Origin of the sequence: Effusibacillus dendaii (assembly GCF_015097055.1) — a bacterium.
In the GTDB taxonomy this organism is placed as follows: domain Bacteria; phylum Bacillota; class Bacilli; order Tumebacillales; family Effusibacillaceae; genus Effusibacillus; species Effusibacillus dendaii.
The window spans coordinates 129,635-142,579 of record NZ_AP023366.1 but is presented as its reverse complement, the minus strand read 5'-3'; the positions used below and the strand labels follow the sequence as shown (position 1 = coordinate 142,579).

The following is a 12,945-nucleotide window of genomic DNA, read 5'->3' as shown; positions in this document are numbered from 1 at the left end:
TTATTTCTCCTTTAGCATGTAACCGACGCCGCGAATCGTTTGGACAAAATGGTCACAGTTGTACACGGCCAATTTTTTGCGCAAATGGTGGACATACACATCAACGACAGTCGACGTCGCCTCCGAATCGAATCCCCAAACCCGATCGAAAATCTGTTCCCGCGTCACGATTTGCTCCCGGTTGCGCAGCAAAAACTCCAGCAGATCGTATTCTTTGACTGTCAACTTTAGCGGCTCTTCACCCACGTAGCCATCGTGCAAATGAGGACGCAGCGAAATCGGACCATATTCCAGCTGCCCTTCCGTCCCCATTTTTCCACCGCGCCGCAGAAGGGCTCTGATGCGTGCCAGCAATTCACTGATTACGAATGGTTTGACAATATAGTCGTCCGCCCCTGCATCCAGTCCGCGGACCCGGTCTTCCACGCTGTCCTTGGCTGTCAGAAACAGGGCGGGGGTTAGAATTCCCTTCTTCCGAAGCTGCCGTATTATCGACAGCCCGTCCATTCCCGGCAGCATAATATCGAGTACCAGCAGGTCATAAATTCCCTGTTCCGCCAACAAATACCCTTCGTCTCCTGCCGACGCCTGGTCCACCTGATACGATTCGTCTTCCAAAAGGCTTACGATAGCCTCCAGCAAATCAATATCATCTTCCACAACCAAAATTCGCATGTCGATTACCCCTTTATTTATATCCATTTTACAAAACAACGGACGGCATGCATAGGATGAGTGTTTATTATGTATAAAAAGGAAAGGCAGCCATTCCCGCCTTTCCCGCTCATTGAAACTTATGGTATCCCGATCCCCGCTTCTTAATTACTGCGCTTGTGTTTGTGTTTGATCAGCTGATTGCTGTGGTTGCTGCTGCTGTTGCTGTTGTTGCGTTTGATCATCCTTCGTTTCTCGATCACCTTTTGCCTCCTGTTCCCAGCCCGTTTTTTCCACAAACTTGGTAATACGAGCTTTTTCCTTATCAAGCAGCGCATTGACTACTTGATCTTCCGTCATTCCTTTGTCCTGTGCAATCTGTGCGATCGACTTGCCTTGCTTCAACTGCGTCATCAAGTCCTGCGGGGTGATTCCCAATACGGTTGCAACCTCTTTCAGTTGACCGCCCTTCTCACCGTGTTCGTGTTTACTAAACGCTGGGCCGCCCTTTTTTTCCACCATGGCTTTCACTCTGTCGGCCAGTTTCGCCTTCATCTGGTCTGCTTTGTCCTGTGTCAGTTTTCCGTTTTGAACCGCTTGGTCAATGCGTTGGGTAGCCTGCTGCACCAGCGTGTCAATCACTTGCTGCTCCGCAACTCCTTTTTCCGCTGCAATATCGGCCAGCGATTTGCCCGCTTTCAGTTCCTGCTTTAATGTAGCCTGGTCAATCTGGAGCAATGAGAGCAGAGCCGAATTGTCAAATTGAGCATGGTGCGCTTTTGGCTGAGATTGATCAGTTGTTGCGGCAGTTGTTGTCGCGGCTGTTCCGTTATCTGACGCCGCCATTGCGGTTCCTGTCAACACAGCAGCTCCCGCCACCAGTCCTGCTGAAATCCACATTTTCATTTTCTTGTTCATTTTGCACTCATCCTTTCGTTATGTTCTTCATTACATTTCCAAGTATGGACAATGTTTCTTAAAGGATCATTAAAAGCCAAGAAAGCATAAAAAGCCGAGAACGCAAAAACAGCACCCGATGGTGCCGTTCTTTCCGCGCAAATCATTTCCGTTTACGATTTCTATGGTCTGGGTTTCCCGGTTTGTTCGTCAGAGTGGGGCTTCAAGTCGGGATGAACCGATTCCGCAAACAGTTTTTGCAGGTCGATATGCATTTCCGACATATCCCAATCGTACACATCGGGGATTTCATACTGCTCCGTCCCTTTTTTTGTCGGTTTGTCCGTCATACAATCGCCTCCTTCGCATTGCTAGTATGCGTTGGAACGGCAAAAACTAACGGCCAAACATCGTCAAAGTTTCATGCGCCGCATGCTGCTCCGCCTCTTTTTTGGAACGTCCGGTTCCCGTTCCATACGGAGCCCCATTAATAAACACTTGTGAAACAAATTCCCGGCTGTGGGCGGGGCCGCGCTCCTCCAAAATCCGGTAAGTCAGCATCCCCAAGTTCTGACGTTGCACATGCTCCTGCAGCAGTGTCTTAAAGTCAGAGAGCAGCAGGCCGTGAACGTTTTCCAAATCGTTTAACACTTGCATCTGCAAAAACGATCGCACCGCCTCCAACCCTTGGTCCAAGTACAACGCGCCCATAAACGCCTCGAAAACATCGGCCAACAACGCCGGCCGTCTGCGTCCGCCGGACAGTTCTTCGCCTCTTCCCAATCGGATATATTTATAGAATTCCAGTTTTTCAGCAAATTTCACCAGCGACGGTTCGCACACAATCGCTGCCCGCATACGGGTCAATTCACCTTCCGGCAAAGTGGGGTAGCGGTTGTAAAGAAATTCGCTGACCAGCAATTCAAGCACCGCGTCGCCCAGAAATTCCAATCGTTCATTATCCTGCCCATTTTCACCGCGGTGTTCGTTCCGGTAGGACGCATGCGTGAACGCCTGCTTTAATAACGAGTAATCGCGAAAGCGAATTTGCAAGGATCCCTGCAGCAAGTCAAATTTTCCCAAGACGGCTCACCTGTACCTCATCAGCATAACACCCTGGCACGATCTGTTTTGTCTCGCGCCAGGGAGCAACTCAGTCATTATATTTTCGCAAAATAATGCACGCATTATGCCCGCCAAATCCAAATGAGTTAGACATTACAATGTCAGCTTTTGCCGGTCTTGCCTGATTCGGGACATAATCCAAATCGCATTCAGGGTCCGGATGTTCATAATTGATGGTGGGCGGCAGGATTTGATTTTCGATTGCTTTCAGGCAAGCGACCGCTTCCACGGCGCCAGCAGCGCCCAGCAGGTGCCCCGTAACCGATTTTGTAGAAGAAACCGGGAGTTTGTAAGCATAGTCACCAAACACTTTTTTAATGGCCATGGTTTCAAACTTGTCGTTAAAATCGGTAGATGTGCCATGCGCGTTGATGTAATCCACCTGTTCCGGCTGAATTCCTGCATCGCGCAGCGCTTCTCGCATCGCACGTGCCGCCCCTTCCCCTTCCGGAGCCGGTTGCGTGATATGATACGCGTCGCCGCTCATGCCATAACCGATAACTTCTCCAAAAATCGGAGCGTTTCGCCGCTTGGCGTGTTCCAGCTCTTCCAAAATCAGAACACCGGCGCCTTCTCCCATTACAAATCCATCCCGGTCGCGATCAAACGGTCGACTCGCCTTTTCCGGCCGATCATTAAAATTGGTGGCCAACGCTTTCGCCGAACAGAACCCGGCAACCGCAATCGGCAGAACGGTGGCTTCCGCCCCGCCCGCAAGCATGACATCCGCTGCGCCGCGTTCGATAATCTTGAACGCATCGCCAATCGCGTTGGTCGCTGTGGCACAAGCCGAAATCGGCGATGAGTTGGGACCTTTTGCCCCCAGGTAAATGGAGATTTGACCGGACGCCATATCACCGATCATCATCGGGATCATGAATGGCGAAACCCGTCTCGGCCCTTTTTCCAGAAGGATTTGATGATTCTCCAACAGCGATTCGAGGCCGCCAATGCCGGAACCGACATACACACCAATTCGTCCCGCATTTTCCGGTGTAATCTCGAGTTTGCTTTGTTCCATCGCCTGTTTGGCAGCCGCCACGGCGTATTGTGTGAAACGGTCAAGACGACGGACATCTTTCTTCTCAATATAATCTTCCGGGTTAAAACCTTTTACTTCACCTGCAATTTTGCAGGGATAATCGGTCGTATCAAAACGTGTAATAGGACCGATGCCCGATTTGCCGGCCACCAGGTTTTCCCAAAAGGTCGATACCGTGTTGCCTACCGGCGAGATTACACCCATACCGGTCACAACCACTCGCCTTTTCATGCGGGTTGTTCACCTCATTTCACAGTTTTCCCAAGCATCTTTATCCCAAGCATCTTTATCCTAAAAAAGCTTCTACCGAAGCATATTCAAGAAGAAGCGGCGTCTAATAGAGGAAGCCTTTTTCGACAGCCGAAAGTATAAAAATGGTGATGTTATATCACATTTTTATACTTTCCAGGCTGTTAAAATAAGTCCCGAGGCGACCTGCGGGACTTATTATATCCGACTTGGAAAATTTACGCTTTGTGGGACTCTATGTATCTTACGACTTCCCCTACACTGCTGATTTTCTCCGCATCTTCATCGGAGATTTCCAGATCGAATTCATCTTCCAGCTCCATTACAAGCTCTACCACATCGAGCGAATCTGCGCCCAGATCATCTTTAAACGTTGCTTCCATGGTTACAGCAGATTCGTCGACCCCTAAACGGTCCACGATAATCTTTTTGACTGTATCAAAAACGGACATGTATTTCACCTCCTCCACCAAGTATACACGATAAACAGGTACAAGTCAGCACTACATCACCATACCGCCATCGATCGACAAAACTTGCCCAGTAATGTAGGAAGCATCGTCAGAGGCAAGGAATGCCACCGCCTTCGCCACATCCTGCGGGTCGCCCAATCGGCCCAGCGGAATTTGCTGATTCAGCGCCTGTTTCACATCTTCATTCAAGGCAGCCGTCATATCGGTCTGAATATATCCGGGCGCCACTGCATTCACCGTGATATTGCGGGAAGCGAGTTCCCTTGCGTTCGATTTGGTCAAACCGATTACGCCCGATTTTGCGGCCGTATAGTTGGCCTGGCCCGGATTTCCCATGAGCGCGACTACGGAAGTGATGTTGATAATCCGACCATAACGCTGTTTCATCATCGGTCGGGTGACCGCTTTCGTACAGTTGAATACCCCTTTTAGGTTAATGGCGATGACTTCGTCCCACTCTTCCTCTTTCATGCGAATCAAGAGATTGTCACGTGTGATACCTGCATTGTTGACAAGAATATCGACACGCCCGAACGTTTCAAGCGCCGTATTGACCAGCTTTTCCGCATCCTGAACCACTGCCACATTGCCTTGCACAGCGATTGCTTGCCCGCCCGACTGCTGAATCTGACTGACTACTTCTTCAGCTGCCGATTGATTTCCTGCAAAATTGACCACGACTTTAATGCCGCGAGCTGCCAATTCCAGCGCCACAGCCCGGCCGATCCCACGGGAAGCGCCTGTCACAATTGCTACTTTTTCGCTCATTCCGCTTCTCCCTTCAAAGTGGATACCGCTTTCTCCAAAGATAATGGGTCCTGAACGGACAGAGTCGGTGTGCGGCGATTTACTTTTTTGATTAATCCGGACAGCACTTGACCGGGCCCAATTTCAACAAACGCCTCAACGCCCTGTTCGAGCATGTAATTGACCGATTGTTCCCAAAGCACGGAGGATGCCACCTGCTCGTACAGCGCGCCGCGAATTTCGCCAGCGGAGATGACCGGTTTGCCCGAAACATTTGCCACAACCGGTATTTTGGCGTCCCGTACATTGACAGCTTCCAACACGTTGACCAATTTATCGGCTGCAGGCTGCATCAGGGAACTATGAAACGGCCCAGATACGACAAGCGGAATTACACGCAAACCTGTTTCCGCCAGCTGTCGGCCCGCCTCCGCGACCGCTTCCGCTTTGCCGGAAATGACCACCTGGCCGGGACAGTTGATATTCGCCAGTTCTACCGCGCCGATGGAACCGGAAACCGATTGACAAATCCGCTGGATCTCCGCCCGATCGCCTCCGATTACAGCCGACATCGCGCCAAGTCCGGCAGGAACCGCTTCATCCATGAATTTGCCGCGTTGATGAACCACCTTTACCGCATCGACAAAATCGATTGCATCGGCGGCCACCAAAGCGGAATATTCACCCAGCGAATGGCCTGCCACAAAGCTTGGCAGGTACCCTTCTTTCGCAAATACTTGATACAGTGCAATACTCGTCGTTAGAATCGCCGGTTGCGTATAATACGTCAATCGAAGCTGGTCTTCCGGCCCTTCAAAAATGATCCGGCTCAGTGAGAAGCCAAGCGCATCATCGGCCGCTTCAAAAACCTGTCTCGCTTCCGGATAGCGGTCTGCCATCTCTTTCCCCATCCCGACAACCTGTGCGCCTTGCCCCGGGAAAACAAAGGCCAATTTTTTCATACGAAAACTCTCCTTTCCACCTGCGAAATGGAACCCGAAGCGTGGATCTACCAACGCACCAGTGTGGAACCCCATGTCAACCCAGCGCCAAACCCAACCAACAGAAGCAAGTCGCCCCCGTTTAGGCGTCCCGCCCGGTTCGCTTCATCAAGCGCGATTGGAATCGAAGCGGATGACATGTTGCCGTACCGGTTGACATTGACAACCACTTTTTCTTCCGGCAAACCGAGCCGTTCTCTTGCGTAGTCAATAATTCGGATATTGGCCTGGTGAGGAATCAACAAATCGATATCCTCTTTATGGAGACCCGCTTTCCGCAGCACTTCTTCTGTCGCTGTGTTCATCACGCGAACGGCAAACTTGAACACTTCCTTGCCGTTCATCGCAATTGTGTTCTCTTTGTTGACCACGACTTCCGGCGTAATTCGACCGCGCGAACCGCTGTAGTTCTGAATCAGGTGCTGACTGCCGCTGCCGTCCGAACCGATATCAAACGCCAGGAACCCGTGTCCTTCCGGCACTTCTCCAATCACCACCGCCCCTGCGCCGTCGCCAAACAGGACGCATGTATTGCGGTCAGTGTAATCCGTAATGCTGGAGAGAAGGTCCACACCGATTACCACCGCGTTTCGAATCGCACCCGCCTGAATCATCGGAACCGCACAGGACAACGCATACAGGAAACCGCTGCAGCCGGCCGACAGGTCAAATGCACCCGTTTTCTCAATTCCCAGACGGTCCTGCACGAGACAGGCGGTCGCCGGGAACATATAATCAGGAGTAACAGTCGCACAGATAATCAGATCGATATCCCGCGGCGAAATGCCTGCGTTTTCAATCGCTTTCCTGGCAGCTTCGGACGCCAGATCAGATGAAGCTGTATTTTCATCGGCGATACGCCTTTCCCGGATGCCCGTTCGGGAGACAATCCATTCGTCAGACGTATCGACCATTTTTTCAAGGTCCTGATTGGTTAATACACGTTCGGGCAATGCCGAACCGGTTCCTAAAATACCGACTGATTTCATCCTTTATCCTCTCCTGCCCCAAGACGTATTTGATCGAGCACTCCGTGCAGTAAGAACTGGCGCGCCTGTGAAATCGCCACCTCTAAAGCACGCGCATTGGAAGAACCGTGCGCTTTGATGCATAAGCCGTCGACGCCAAGCAAAGGGGCGCCGCCGTATTCCAAGTAATCGAACCGCTTTTTAAATTGTTTCAACTGGGGTTTGAGCGCCAGCGCAGCCAGCTTAGACACAGTATTCGCCATAAAAACGTCTTTTAAAGCGTTAAACATGCCTAAGCCCATGCCTTCCATCAGTTTCAGCATGACATTGCCGACAAACCCGTCACAGACCACCACATCACACACACCGTAAAGAATATCCCGCGCTTCCACATTGCCGACAAAATCAAACGACCTGCCGGACAGAAGCTCAAACGATTCTTTTGTTAACTTGTTCCCTTTCCCCGCTTCCGTTCCTACACTGAGCAGACCGACTCGCGGTCGATCAATGGAAAGCACATATTTCGCGTAGAGATTGCCCATTACGGCGTACTGCAGCAGATGTGCCGGATCCGCGTCCATATTGGCTCCCAGGTCAAGCACCAGGACTCCATTGCTGCTAAATGTCGGCAGAACGGATGCTAAAGCGGGACGCTCTATCCCTTCAATACGCCCCATCAAAAGCAGTCCAGCCGCCATCAAAGCACCTGTATTACCGGCGGAAACAAACCCATCAACCTGACCGTCTTTAACCATTTGGGCGGCAACTGTCAGGGAGGCATCTTTCTTTCGCCGGACAGCCTTCACCGGTTCATCTTCCGCCCCAATCACTTCCGTCGTATGGACAAGAGAAACATTCGGCAAACTTTCTGCTGCCAGCAGAGGACGAATTCGCAGAGAATCGCCGACCAGTATCAAATGCAGATCAGGATTCGTTTTTGCCGCCTGGACGGAGCCTTTTACGATTTCATCCGGCGCATGGTCTCCGCCCATCGCATCGATCGCCAGTTTCATCATCCGCCTCCTATCATCGTATCAAGCGCCATTTTAACTACTATGAATTTGCCGAAGAAAACAATATCCTCGCCAACCCGTGTTGTGACCTCCACATGGGCGCGATCCGTTTGATTGGAAGTAACAACCGCTTTACAAACCAACCGCTCCCCAAGTCTGCCTGACCTTACAAAGCGGATATTCGCTGTACGGGTCAACACCACATCGGCGTCAATTACAGCGACAGCCAATGAGTTTGCCTGCGCGAACAAATGATGTCCACGAACAATTTTGGTTTTGCTGAATACATGAGCCGGTTCGATATCAAGGATCGAAATCGCCATTTCATTCAAATTCAGTTCGATCAACTGACCGATTACTTCAGTTCCTTCCAATGATCGCAGATCGGTCTGTTTTTGTTCGGCCACCGCTTTAATGCGTTCGCGTACTTCCGGTATTCCTAAAGCCAGCCGATCAAGCCGGATAGTTTGTATGCTGACCTGGAATTTCCCTGCCAACGCCTCGTCCGTAATGAAAGGCTGTTCTTCCAACAGACGCAACAATGCTGTCTGGCGTTCTTTCTTTGACATTCCCGCCACATGCAAACCTCCAACCAGAATATACCTGCATTTAGTACCTAGTGCTAATAACAGTATATAACGCAATCCTTGTCCAACACAACTGCATTTTATACAAACTCGGAAAAAAAAGACAGACTTTCTTGTGAAAAGAAAACTTGTTGCCCAACCTGCCCCATAAATGCTCTGCGTTGTTCCTGTTGGAAAGATAAGAGGTGGAGGAAAGGAGCGGGGGATAGTAGAATCGGGTTTAGTAAATCACATGCAGCGCTTGTGGACGAATATAGATTTCACCCGGAGTTTTGCCTAAGATTTCTCCATCTCCGTGAACCGGAACTGCCGGATCTGTCTGGATTCGAACCGATCTTCCCTGCAAACAGAGTACATTGGGATGAAGAATGTGCTTACCTGTGAACACAGAGGGAAAAAGTTTTATCAATTGTAAGTGCGTAAGGTTATGTACGATGCAAACATCCAGCAAGCCATCGTCAAATTTGGCATTCGGGCAGATTTTCATACCTCCGCCATAAAACTGTGAATTTCCAATCGCAACAAGCCAACACCCCTGAAAATCGAAAACCTGACTATCGATTTCCAAATGTACGGAAAAAGGAGGAAAAGTAAAAATCAGCTTCAGCATGCTAAGCACATATCCAAACGTCCCCATTCTCTTCTTCCAGGACACCCGGTTGATATCCTCCGCCACCGCCCCGTCGAGTCCAATGCCAACGGCCCCGGCCACATAACCGCCGTTCAGTTGCAAAAGATCCACCGGTCTATGCACTTCCGTACCTATTTTCTTGACGGCTAAAAACGGGTCAACGGGAATCTGCAACATGCGTGCAAAATCATTGCCCGTTCCCGTCGGCAGCACACCGAAAACGATATTTTGACCAGCGATCCCATTCACCACTTCATTCACTGTGCCGTCACCGCCTACTGCTATGACGTGCGTATACTGGTTGGCCGCCGCGTGCTTTACCACCTCAATAGCCGCTTTGGGTCTTGTAGTGAAATGGACATCATAATGGATACCGAACGTTTGCAAATAGCCTTCCAACCGGATCCAACGTGTCCGCGTTTTTCCTTTTCCCGCTTGTCCATTAACGATTAGCAAAGCTTTCATCAGTCGTGTTTCTCCTATGCTTGTATTTCCATATTTCCAATTTTATCAAATTCGGGCAGTCGTATTCAAACATCCTAAAACAGATTGTATTTTTCGTAAAACAAAGGGAAATACTGCTATCTGTTGAAAATCGACCCATTATTTTATAGGAGGTCCGTATGGGGAATTACGCTTTTTACGGTGAATTTCAAAATGACTTTCAGAAATGGTTTGCCAATGGACTTAATCAAAAACTCGCCGCTCACGGGTATCGGTTAGCTGAACACCCCGATCAGGATATTCGTTTGGTGCTGAATTTCGCGGATCCGAGAAGCCTGCGCCCATACCGTCGAAAAGCACAGGCCACATATGTCGTTACAGTCGTGGAAACCGATCAGATACCGGATAACATCCTTAAAAACGGGTACCCGATGTTGATTCGTACACTATCCAACTTGTTGATTTATATCGTTCGTACACCGGAAACTTTCGACACCTATTTTGTAACGCTTGAGCAGGGATACTACAAAGTGCCTTTTCAAACAGGTCAGGAAGAGACATTCTTTGATAAAATTTTTGAACGGCTGGAGCCCTTGGCCGCATCCAATTTAATCATTAACAATGACTTTCATCCGGATCTTCCGGAAGAACTGCAAGAAGGCGATGAGATAACCGAACAAATTTGGAAAGCCGGGCAAAAAATCGAAGCGATGAATTTGTGGCCCGCTCCTTTCCCCATTCAGGAAATCCTGCCTGCGGAAGATTTTCGGCATGTGAAACGTTTATACGGAATCGGCGGGCTTAGTTATGGAAACTTGAGCGCCCGTAAAACAAAAGACCGCTTCTGGATGAGCGGCAGCGGCGTCAACAAAGGGGATCTAAGAAAAATCGGCCAAGATATCCTCTTGATAAAAGGGTTTGATGAAAAACGCAATACGATGCTGTTAAGCGTCCCGCCAGAAGTTCAGCCGCGCCGTGTATCTGTTGACGCGATCGAACACTGGATGATCTATACCGAACACCCGCAAGTGGGCGCCATCGTTCACATTCATGCCTGGATGGAAGGAATCCCTTCCACTCAAATCAATTATCCCTGCGGTACAGTTGAACTCGCTAAATCGGTAGCGGATCTTGTTCGTAACGCCGAGGATCCGTCACGCGCGATCATTGGGCTGAAAAATCACGGATTGACAATTACAGGGAAGGATTTGGACGATATTTTTGAACGAATTGAAGGGCGTATTATTCCTCAGGTTCCGATGACATAGAAATCCCTTTTTTAAACATATAAACCAGTTCGCGGCGAACTGGTTTCTTTGGTCTTCTCAAACACGTTCTTTTAACCACTTCATAATGTGTTCATACACATGCTGCCTATTGTGATCCTGCAGGAGACGATGTTTTGCATACGGTAACAACAAGAAGCGTTTATCCGGTACCTGCAATAAATTATGAAATTGTTCAATGGCAGCCGGATCGACGACCGGATCCTCCTCACCGCACAGGCATAATACAGGAATTCGAAATTGATTCGCTCTGCTCATTGCTTGGCGGGCGTTCATCAACAGTTCCGTACACCAGCGAGCCGTAAACCGATTGATCGATAACGGATCGGCATCTTCGGAAATGGTGTCAGAAAACTCGAATTGGCAAATCGCGGATAAGGCTTTCCCCCATCGGGTCAGATCAAAGCTCAATTCTGGAGCTACCCTGGACAATACGTATAATGGATACAGTACGGATTTCGGAATAAACGGGCGTATTTTTAAGGCGGGCGCTAACAGAATCGCCCCCTGAACGCTGCTCCGCCGTTCTTGTCCATAACGAACCACAATCGTCCCACCCATACTGTGCCCCATCAAGAAAACAGGATCATCCGGATGTATCTTTCTCACATGCCCGATAAAATGATCAAGGTCTTCCAGGTATTCCAAAAACGAATATACATGCCCGCGTTTTCCTTTCGATTGACCAAACCCTCGCAAATCCGGAGCATAGACGGCAATACTTTGTTGTGAACAATGCGTCCCCAAATCCCTAAACAGTCCCGAATGCTGACCCGCTCCGTGAAGCGTTACCAAAGTGAGCTTTGATCTCTGCGGGACCCATGAACGATAAAAGAGCTCCGGTAACATGGCATTTGTCAAGCTCCTTCTTTGGTGGTTTGAAACTTCCCCTTAAGTATGAGCAATGACCGCTGCTCTTAGTACCGGAAAGTCAGTAAAAAATTAGATCGGACGCCTTCCTACCAGTGATTCTATATGTTTCCTCCAACCGGGAATCGACAAGCGGTAGTAGGTCTCTACCAGGGAAGGGAATGCGGCGGCAAGCCTGGCTGCGGCAGCTATTCTTGCGGGGACAACAAGATCTCCTTTCCGCGTTTTTACACTTCTGAGAACGGCTTTGGCTGCTGATTCCGGTTTCAACACAGGGATCCCAAAAGGCAAACGATACATATCCTGATGCAGATCCTTTTCAATTAAGGGAGTCTGTACCGGACCCGGTGAAACCATTCCGACATGAATTCCTTCCGGCCTGAGTTCCTGACGTAATGACAGCAGAAACCCTCGCAGCGCATGTTTGGTGGCTGCGTACGCTGTAAAAAAAGGCGGCGTGCACTGGGCAGACAGAGAAGAAATATAGACCATCGATTTACGCTCCCCTTTTCGGATTACGGGCAAAAATGCTTGGGTCGTGTGCAAGGCCCCCCAATAATTGATCTCCATCAACTGTTTGGCAACGGTTAGATCCATCGTTTCAACCGGTGATAAATAAAAACCTGCCGCACTGTAAATCAGGACATCCAATTTTCCGTATGTTGCTTTGATTCGTTCCGCCGCCGTCCGCATTTCATCCAGGGAAGCAACATCAGCTTTCATAACGTCCGCTCTTCTGCCCTGATTCTGTATTTCCGCCGCTGTTTCACGCAAGCGGTCGGTTCCTCTGGCAATTAATACAACTTGCGCTCCTTGATCAGCAAATAATTTGGCGGATTCTTTCCCGATCCCGCTTGATCCTCCAATAACAGCCACTACGTCGTTCACCATGTTTCTCATAGACCTATACGCCAACCTTTCTAACCCGTTTTTAGACTTTACTTCCAATATGCCCCGG

General features: G+C 49.5%; 15 protein-coding genes. 1 reads left to right on the top strand and 14 read right to left on the bottom strand.

Annotated elements, in window-relative coordinates:
* The 12 genes from skT53_RS00715 to skT53_RS00660 form a co-directional block, all read right to left on the bottom strand.
* Positions 1-675 (bottom strand): response regulator transcription factor, encoded by a 675-nt coding sequence (locus skT53_RS00715; RefSeq protein WP_200759315.1) that lies wholly within the window; start codon positions 673-675, stop codon positions 1-3.
* 147 nt (positions 676-822) lie between these two features.
* Positions 823-1,572 carry a hypothetical protein gene (locus tag skT53_RS00710; RefSeq protein ID WP_200759314.1) on the bottom strand — a complete coding sequence of 250 codons (750 nt, stop codon included), beginning with the start codon at positions 1,570-1,572 and terminating at the stop codon, positions 823-825.
* Positions 1,573-1,733: 161 nt separating this feature from the next.
* Positions 1,734-1,901 (bottom strand): hypothetical protein, encoded by a 168-nt coding sequence (locus tag skT53_RS00705; RefSeq protein ID WP_200759313.1) that lies wholly within the window; start codon positions 1,899-1,901, stop codon positions 1,734-1,736.
* 46 nt (positions 1,902-1,947) lie between these two features.
* The gene (gene rnc / locus skT53_RS00700) at positions 1,948-2,634 is read right to left on the bottom strand and encodes a ribonuclease III (protein ID WP_200759312.1); all 687 of its coding nucleotides are present in this window, start codon (positions 2,632-2,634) and stop codon (positions 1,948-1,950) included.
* 70 nt (positions 2,635-2,704) lie between these two features.
* Positions 2,705-3,949: a beta-ketoacyl-ACP synthase II gene (gene fabF / locus skT53_RS00695; RefSeq protein WP_200759311.1), complete on the bottom strand. Its 1,245-nt coding sequence runs from the start codon at positions 3,947-3,949 to the stop codon at positions 2,705-2,707.
* A gap of 236 nt (positions 3,950-4,185) precedes the next feature.
* Entirely contained in the window at positions 4,186-4,419 is a 234-nt protein-coding gene (acpP, locus tag skT53_RS00690; RefSeq protein WP_200759310.1) for an acyl carrier protein, read from the bottom strand.
* 51 nt (positions 4,420-4,470) lie between these two features.
* Positions 4,471-5,208 (bottom strand): 3-oxoacyl-[acyl-carrier-protein] reductase, encoded by a 738-nt coding sequence (gene fabG, locus skT53_RS00685; protein WP_200759309.1) that lies wholly within the window; start codon positions 5,206-5,208, stop codon positions 4,471-4,473.
* Positions 5,205-6,149, bottom strand: a complete 945-nt coding sequence (fabD, locus tag skT53_RS00680) for an ACP S-malonyltransferase (protein WP_200759308.1) — start codon at positions 6,147-6,149, stop codon at positions 5,205-5,207. The genes fabG and fabD overlap by 4 nt, the downstream gene beginning before the upstream one ends.
* A 47-nt stretch (positions 6,150-6,196) precedes the next feature.
* Positions 6,197-7,177 (bottom strand): beta-ketoacyl-ACP synthase III, encoded by a 981-nt coding sequence (locus tag skT53_RS00675; protein ID WP_200759307.1) that lies wholly within the window; start codon positions 7,175-7,177, stop codon positions 6,197-6,199.
* Positions 7,174-8,169, bottom strand: a complete 996-nt coding sequence (plsX, locus tag skT53_RS00670; protein ID WP_200759306.1) for a phosphate acyltransferase PlsX — start codon at positions 8,167-8,169, stop codon at positions 7,174-7,176. The genes skT53_RS00675 and plsX overlap by 4 nt, the downstream gene beginning before the upstream one ends.
* Positions 8,169-8,738 carry a transcription factor FapR gene (gene fapR / locus skT53_RS00665; protein WP_200760812.1) on the bottom strand — a complete coding sequence of 190 codons (570 nt, stop codon included), beginning with the start codon at positions 8,736-8,738 and terminating at the stop codon, positions 8,169-8,171. Before fapR ends, plsX begins: the two co-directional genes overlap by 1 nt.
* A gap of 238 nt (positions 8,739-8,976) precedes the next feature.
* Entirely contained in the window at positions 8,977-9,852 is an 876-nt protein-coding gene (locus skT53_RS00660; protein ID WP_200759305.1) for a diacylglycerol/lipid kinase family protein, read from the bottom strand.
* A 158-nt stretch (positions 9,853-10,010) separates the two neighbouring features.
* On the opposite strand from skT53_RS00660, the gene skT53_RS00655 reads away from it, so the two are divergent.
* Positions 10,011-11,099, top strand: a complete 1,089-nt coding sequence (locus skT53_RS00655; RefSeq protein ID WP_200759304.1) for a class II aldolase/adducin family protein — start codon at positions 10,011-10,013, stop codon at positions 11,097-11,099.
* Between the two features lie 57 nt (positions 11,100-11,156).
* Here the strand turns inward: skT53_RS00655 and skT53_RS00650 are convergent, their stop codons facing one another.
* A complete protein-coding gene (locus skT53_RS00650) occupies positions 11,157-11,966 on the bottom strand; it encodes an alpha/beta hydrolase (protein ID WP_200759303.1) in 810 nt (269 codons plus the stop codon).
* A 93-nt stretch (positions 11,967-12,059) separates the two neighbouring features.
* Positions 12,060-12,887, bottom strand: a complete 828-nt coding sequence (locus skT53_RS00645; RefSeq protein WP_200759302.1) for an SDR family NAD(P)-dependent oxidoreductase — start codon at positions 12,885-12,887, stop codon at positions 12,060-12,062.
* Positions 12,888-12,945 lie beyond the last annotated feature (58 nt).

Coding starts and splice junctions, on each gene's coding strand:
- skT53_RS00715 (WP_200759315.1), bottom strand. CDS start 675: ATGCGAATTTTGGTTGTGGAAGATGATATTGATTTGCTGGAGGCTATC.
- skT53_RS00710 (WP_200759314.1), bottom strand. CDS start 1,572: ATGAACAAGAAAATGAAAATGTGGATTTCAGCAGGACTGGTGGCGGGA.
- skT53_RS00705 (WP_200759313.1), bottom strand. CDS start 1,901: ATGACGGACAAACCGACAAAAAAAGGGACGGAGCAGTATGAAATCCCC.
- fabF (WP_200759311.1), bottom strand. CDS start 3,949: ATGAAAAGGCGAGTGGTTGTGACCGGTATGGGTGTAATCTCGCCGGTA.
- acpP (WP_200759310.1), bottom strand. CDS start 4,419: ATGTCCGTTTTTGATACAGTCAAAAAGATTATCGTGGACCGTTTAGGG.
- fabG (WP_200759309.1), bottom strand. CDS start 5,208: ATGAGCGAAAAAGTAGCAATTGTGACAGGCGCTTCCCGTGGGATCGGC.
- fabD (WP_200759308.1), bottom strand. CDS start 6,149: ATGAAAAAATTGGCCTTTGTTTTCCCGGGGCAAGGCGCACAGGTTGTC.
- skT53_RS00675 (WP_200759307.1), bottom strand. CDS start 7,177: ATGAAATCAGTCGGTATTTTAGGAACCGGTTCGGCATTGCCCGAACGT.
- plsX (WP_200759306.1), bottom strand. CDS start 8,169: ATGAAACTGGCGATCGATGCGATGGGCGGAGACCATGCGCCGGATGAA.
- fapR (WP_200760812.1), bottom strand. CDS start 8,738: ATGTCAAAGAAAGAACGCCAGACAGCATTGTTGCGTCTGTTGGAAGAA.
- skT53_RS00660 (WP_200759305.1), bottom strand. CDS start 9,852: ATGAAAGCTTTGCTAATCGTTAATGGACAAGCGGGAAAAGGAAAAACG.
- skT53_RS00655 (WP_200759304.1), top strand. CDS start 10,011: ATGGGGAATTACGCTTTTTACGGTGAATTTCAAAATGACTTTCAGAAA.
- skT53_RS00650 (WP_200759303.1), bottom strand. CDS start 11,966: ATGTTACCGGAGCTCTTTTATCGTTCATGGGTCCCGCAGAGATCAAAG.
- skT53_RS00645 (WP_200759302.1), bottom strand. CDS start 12,887: ATGAGAAACATGGTGAACGACGTAGTGGCTGTTATTGGAGGATCAAGC.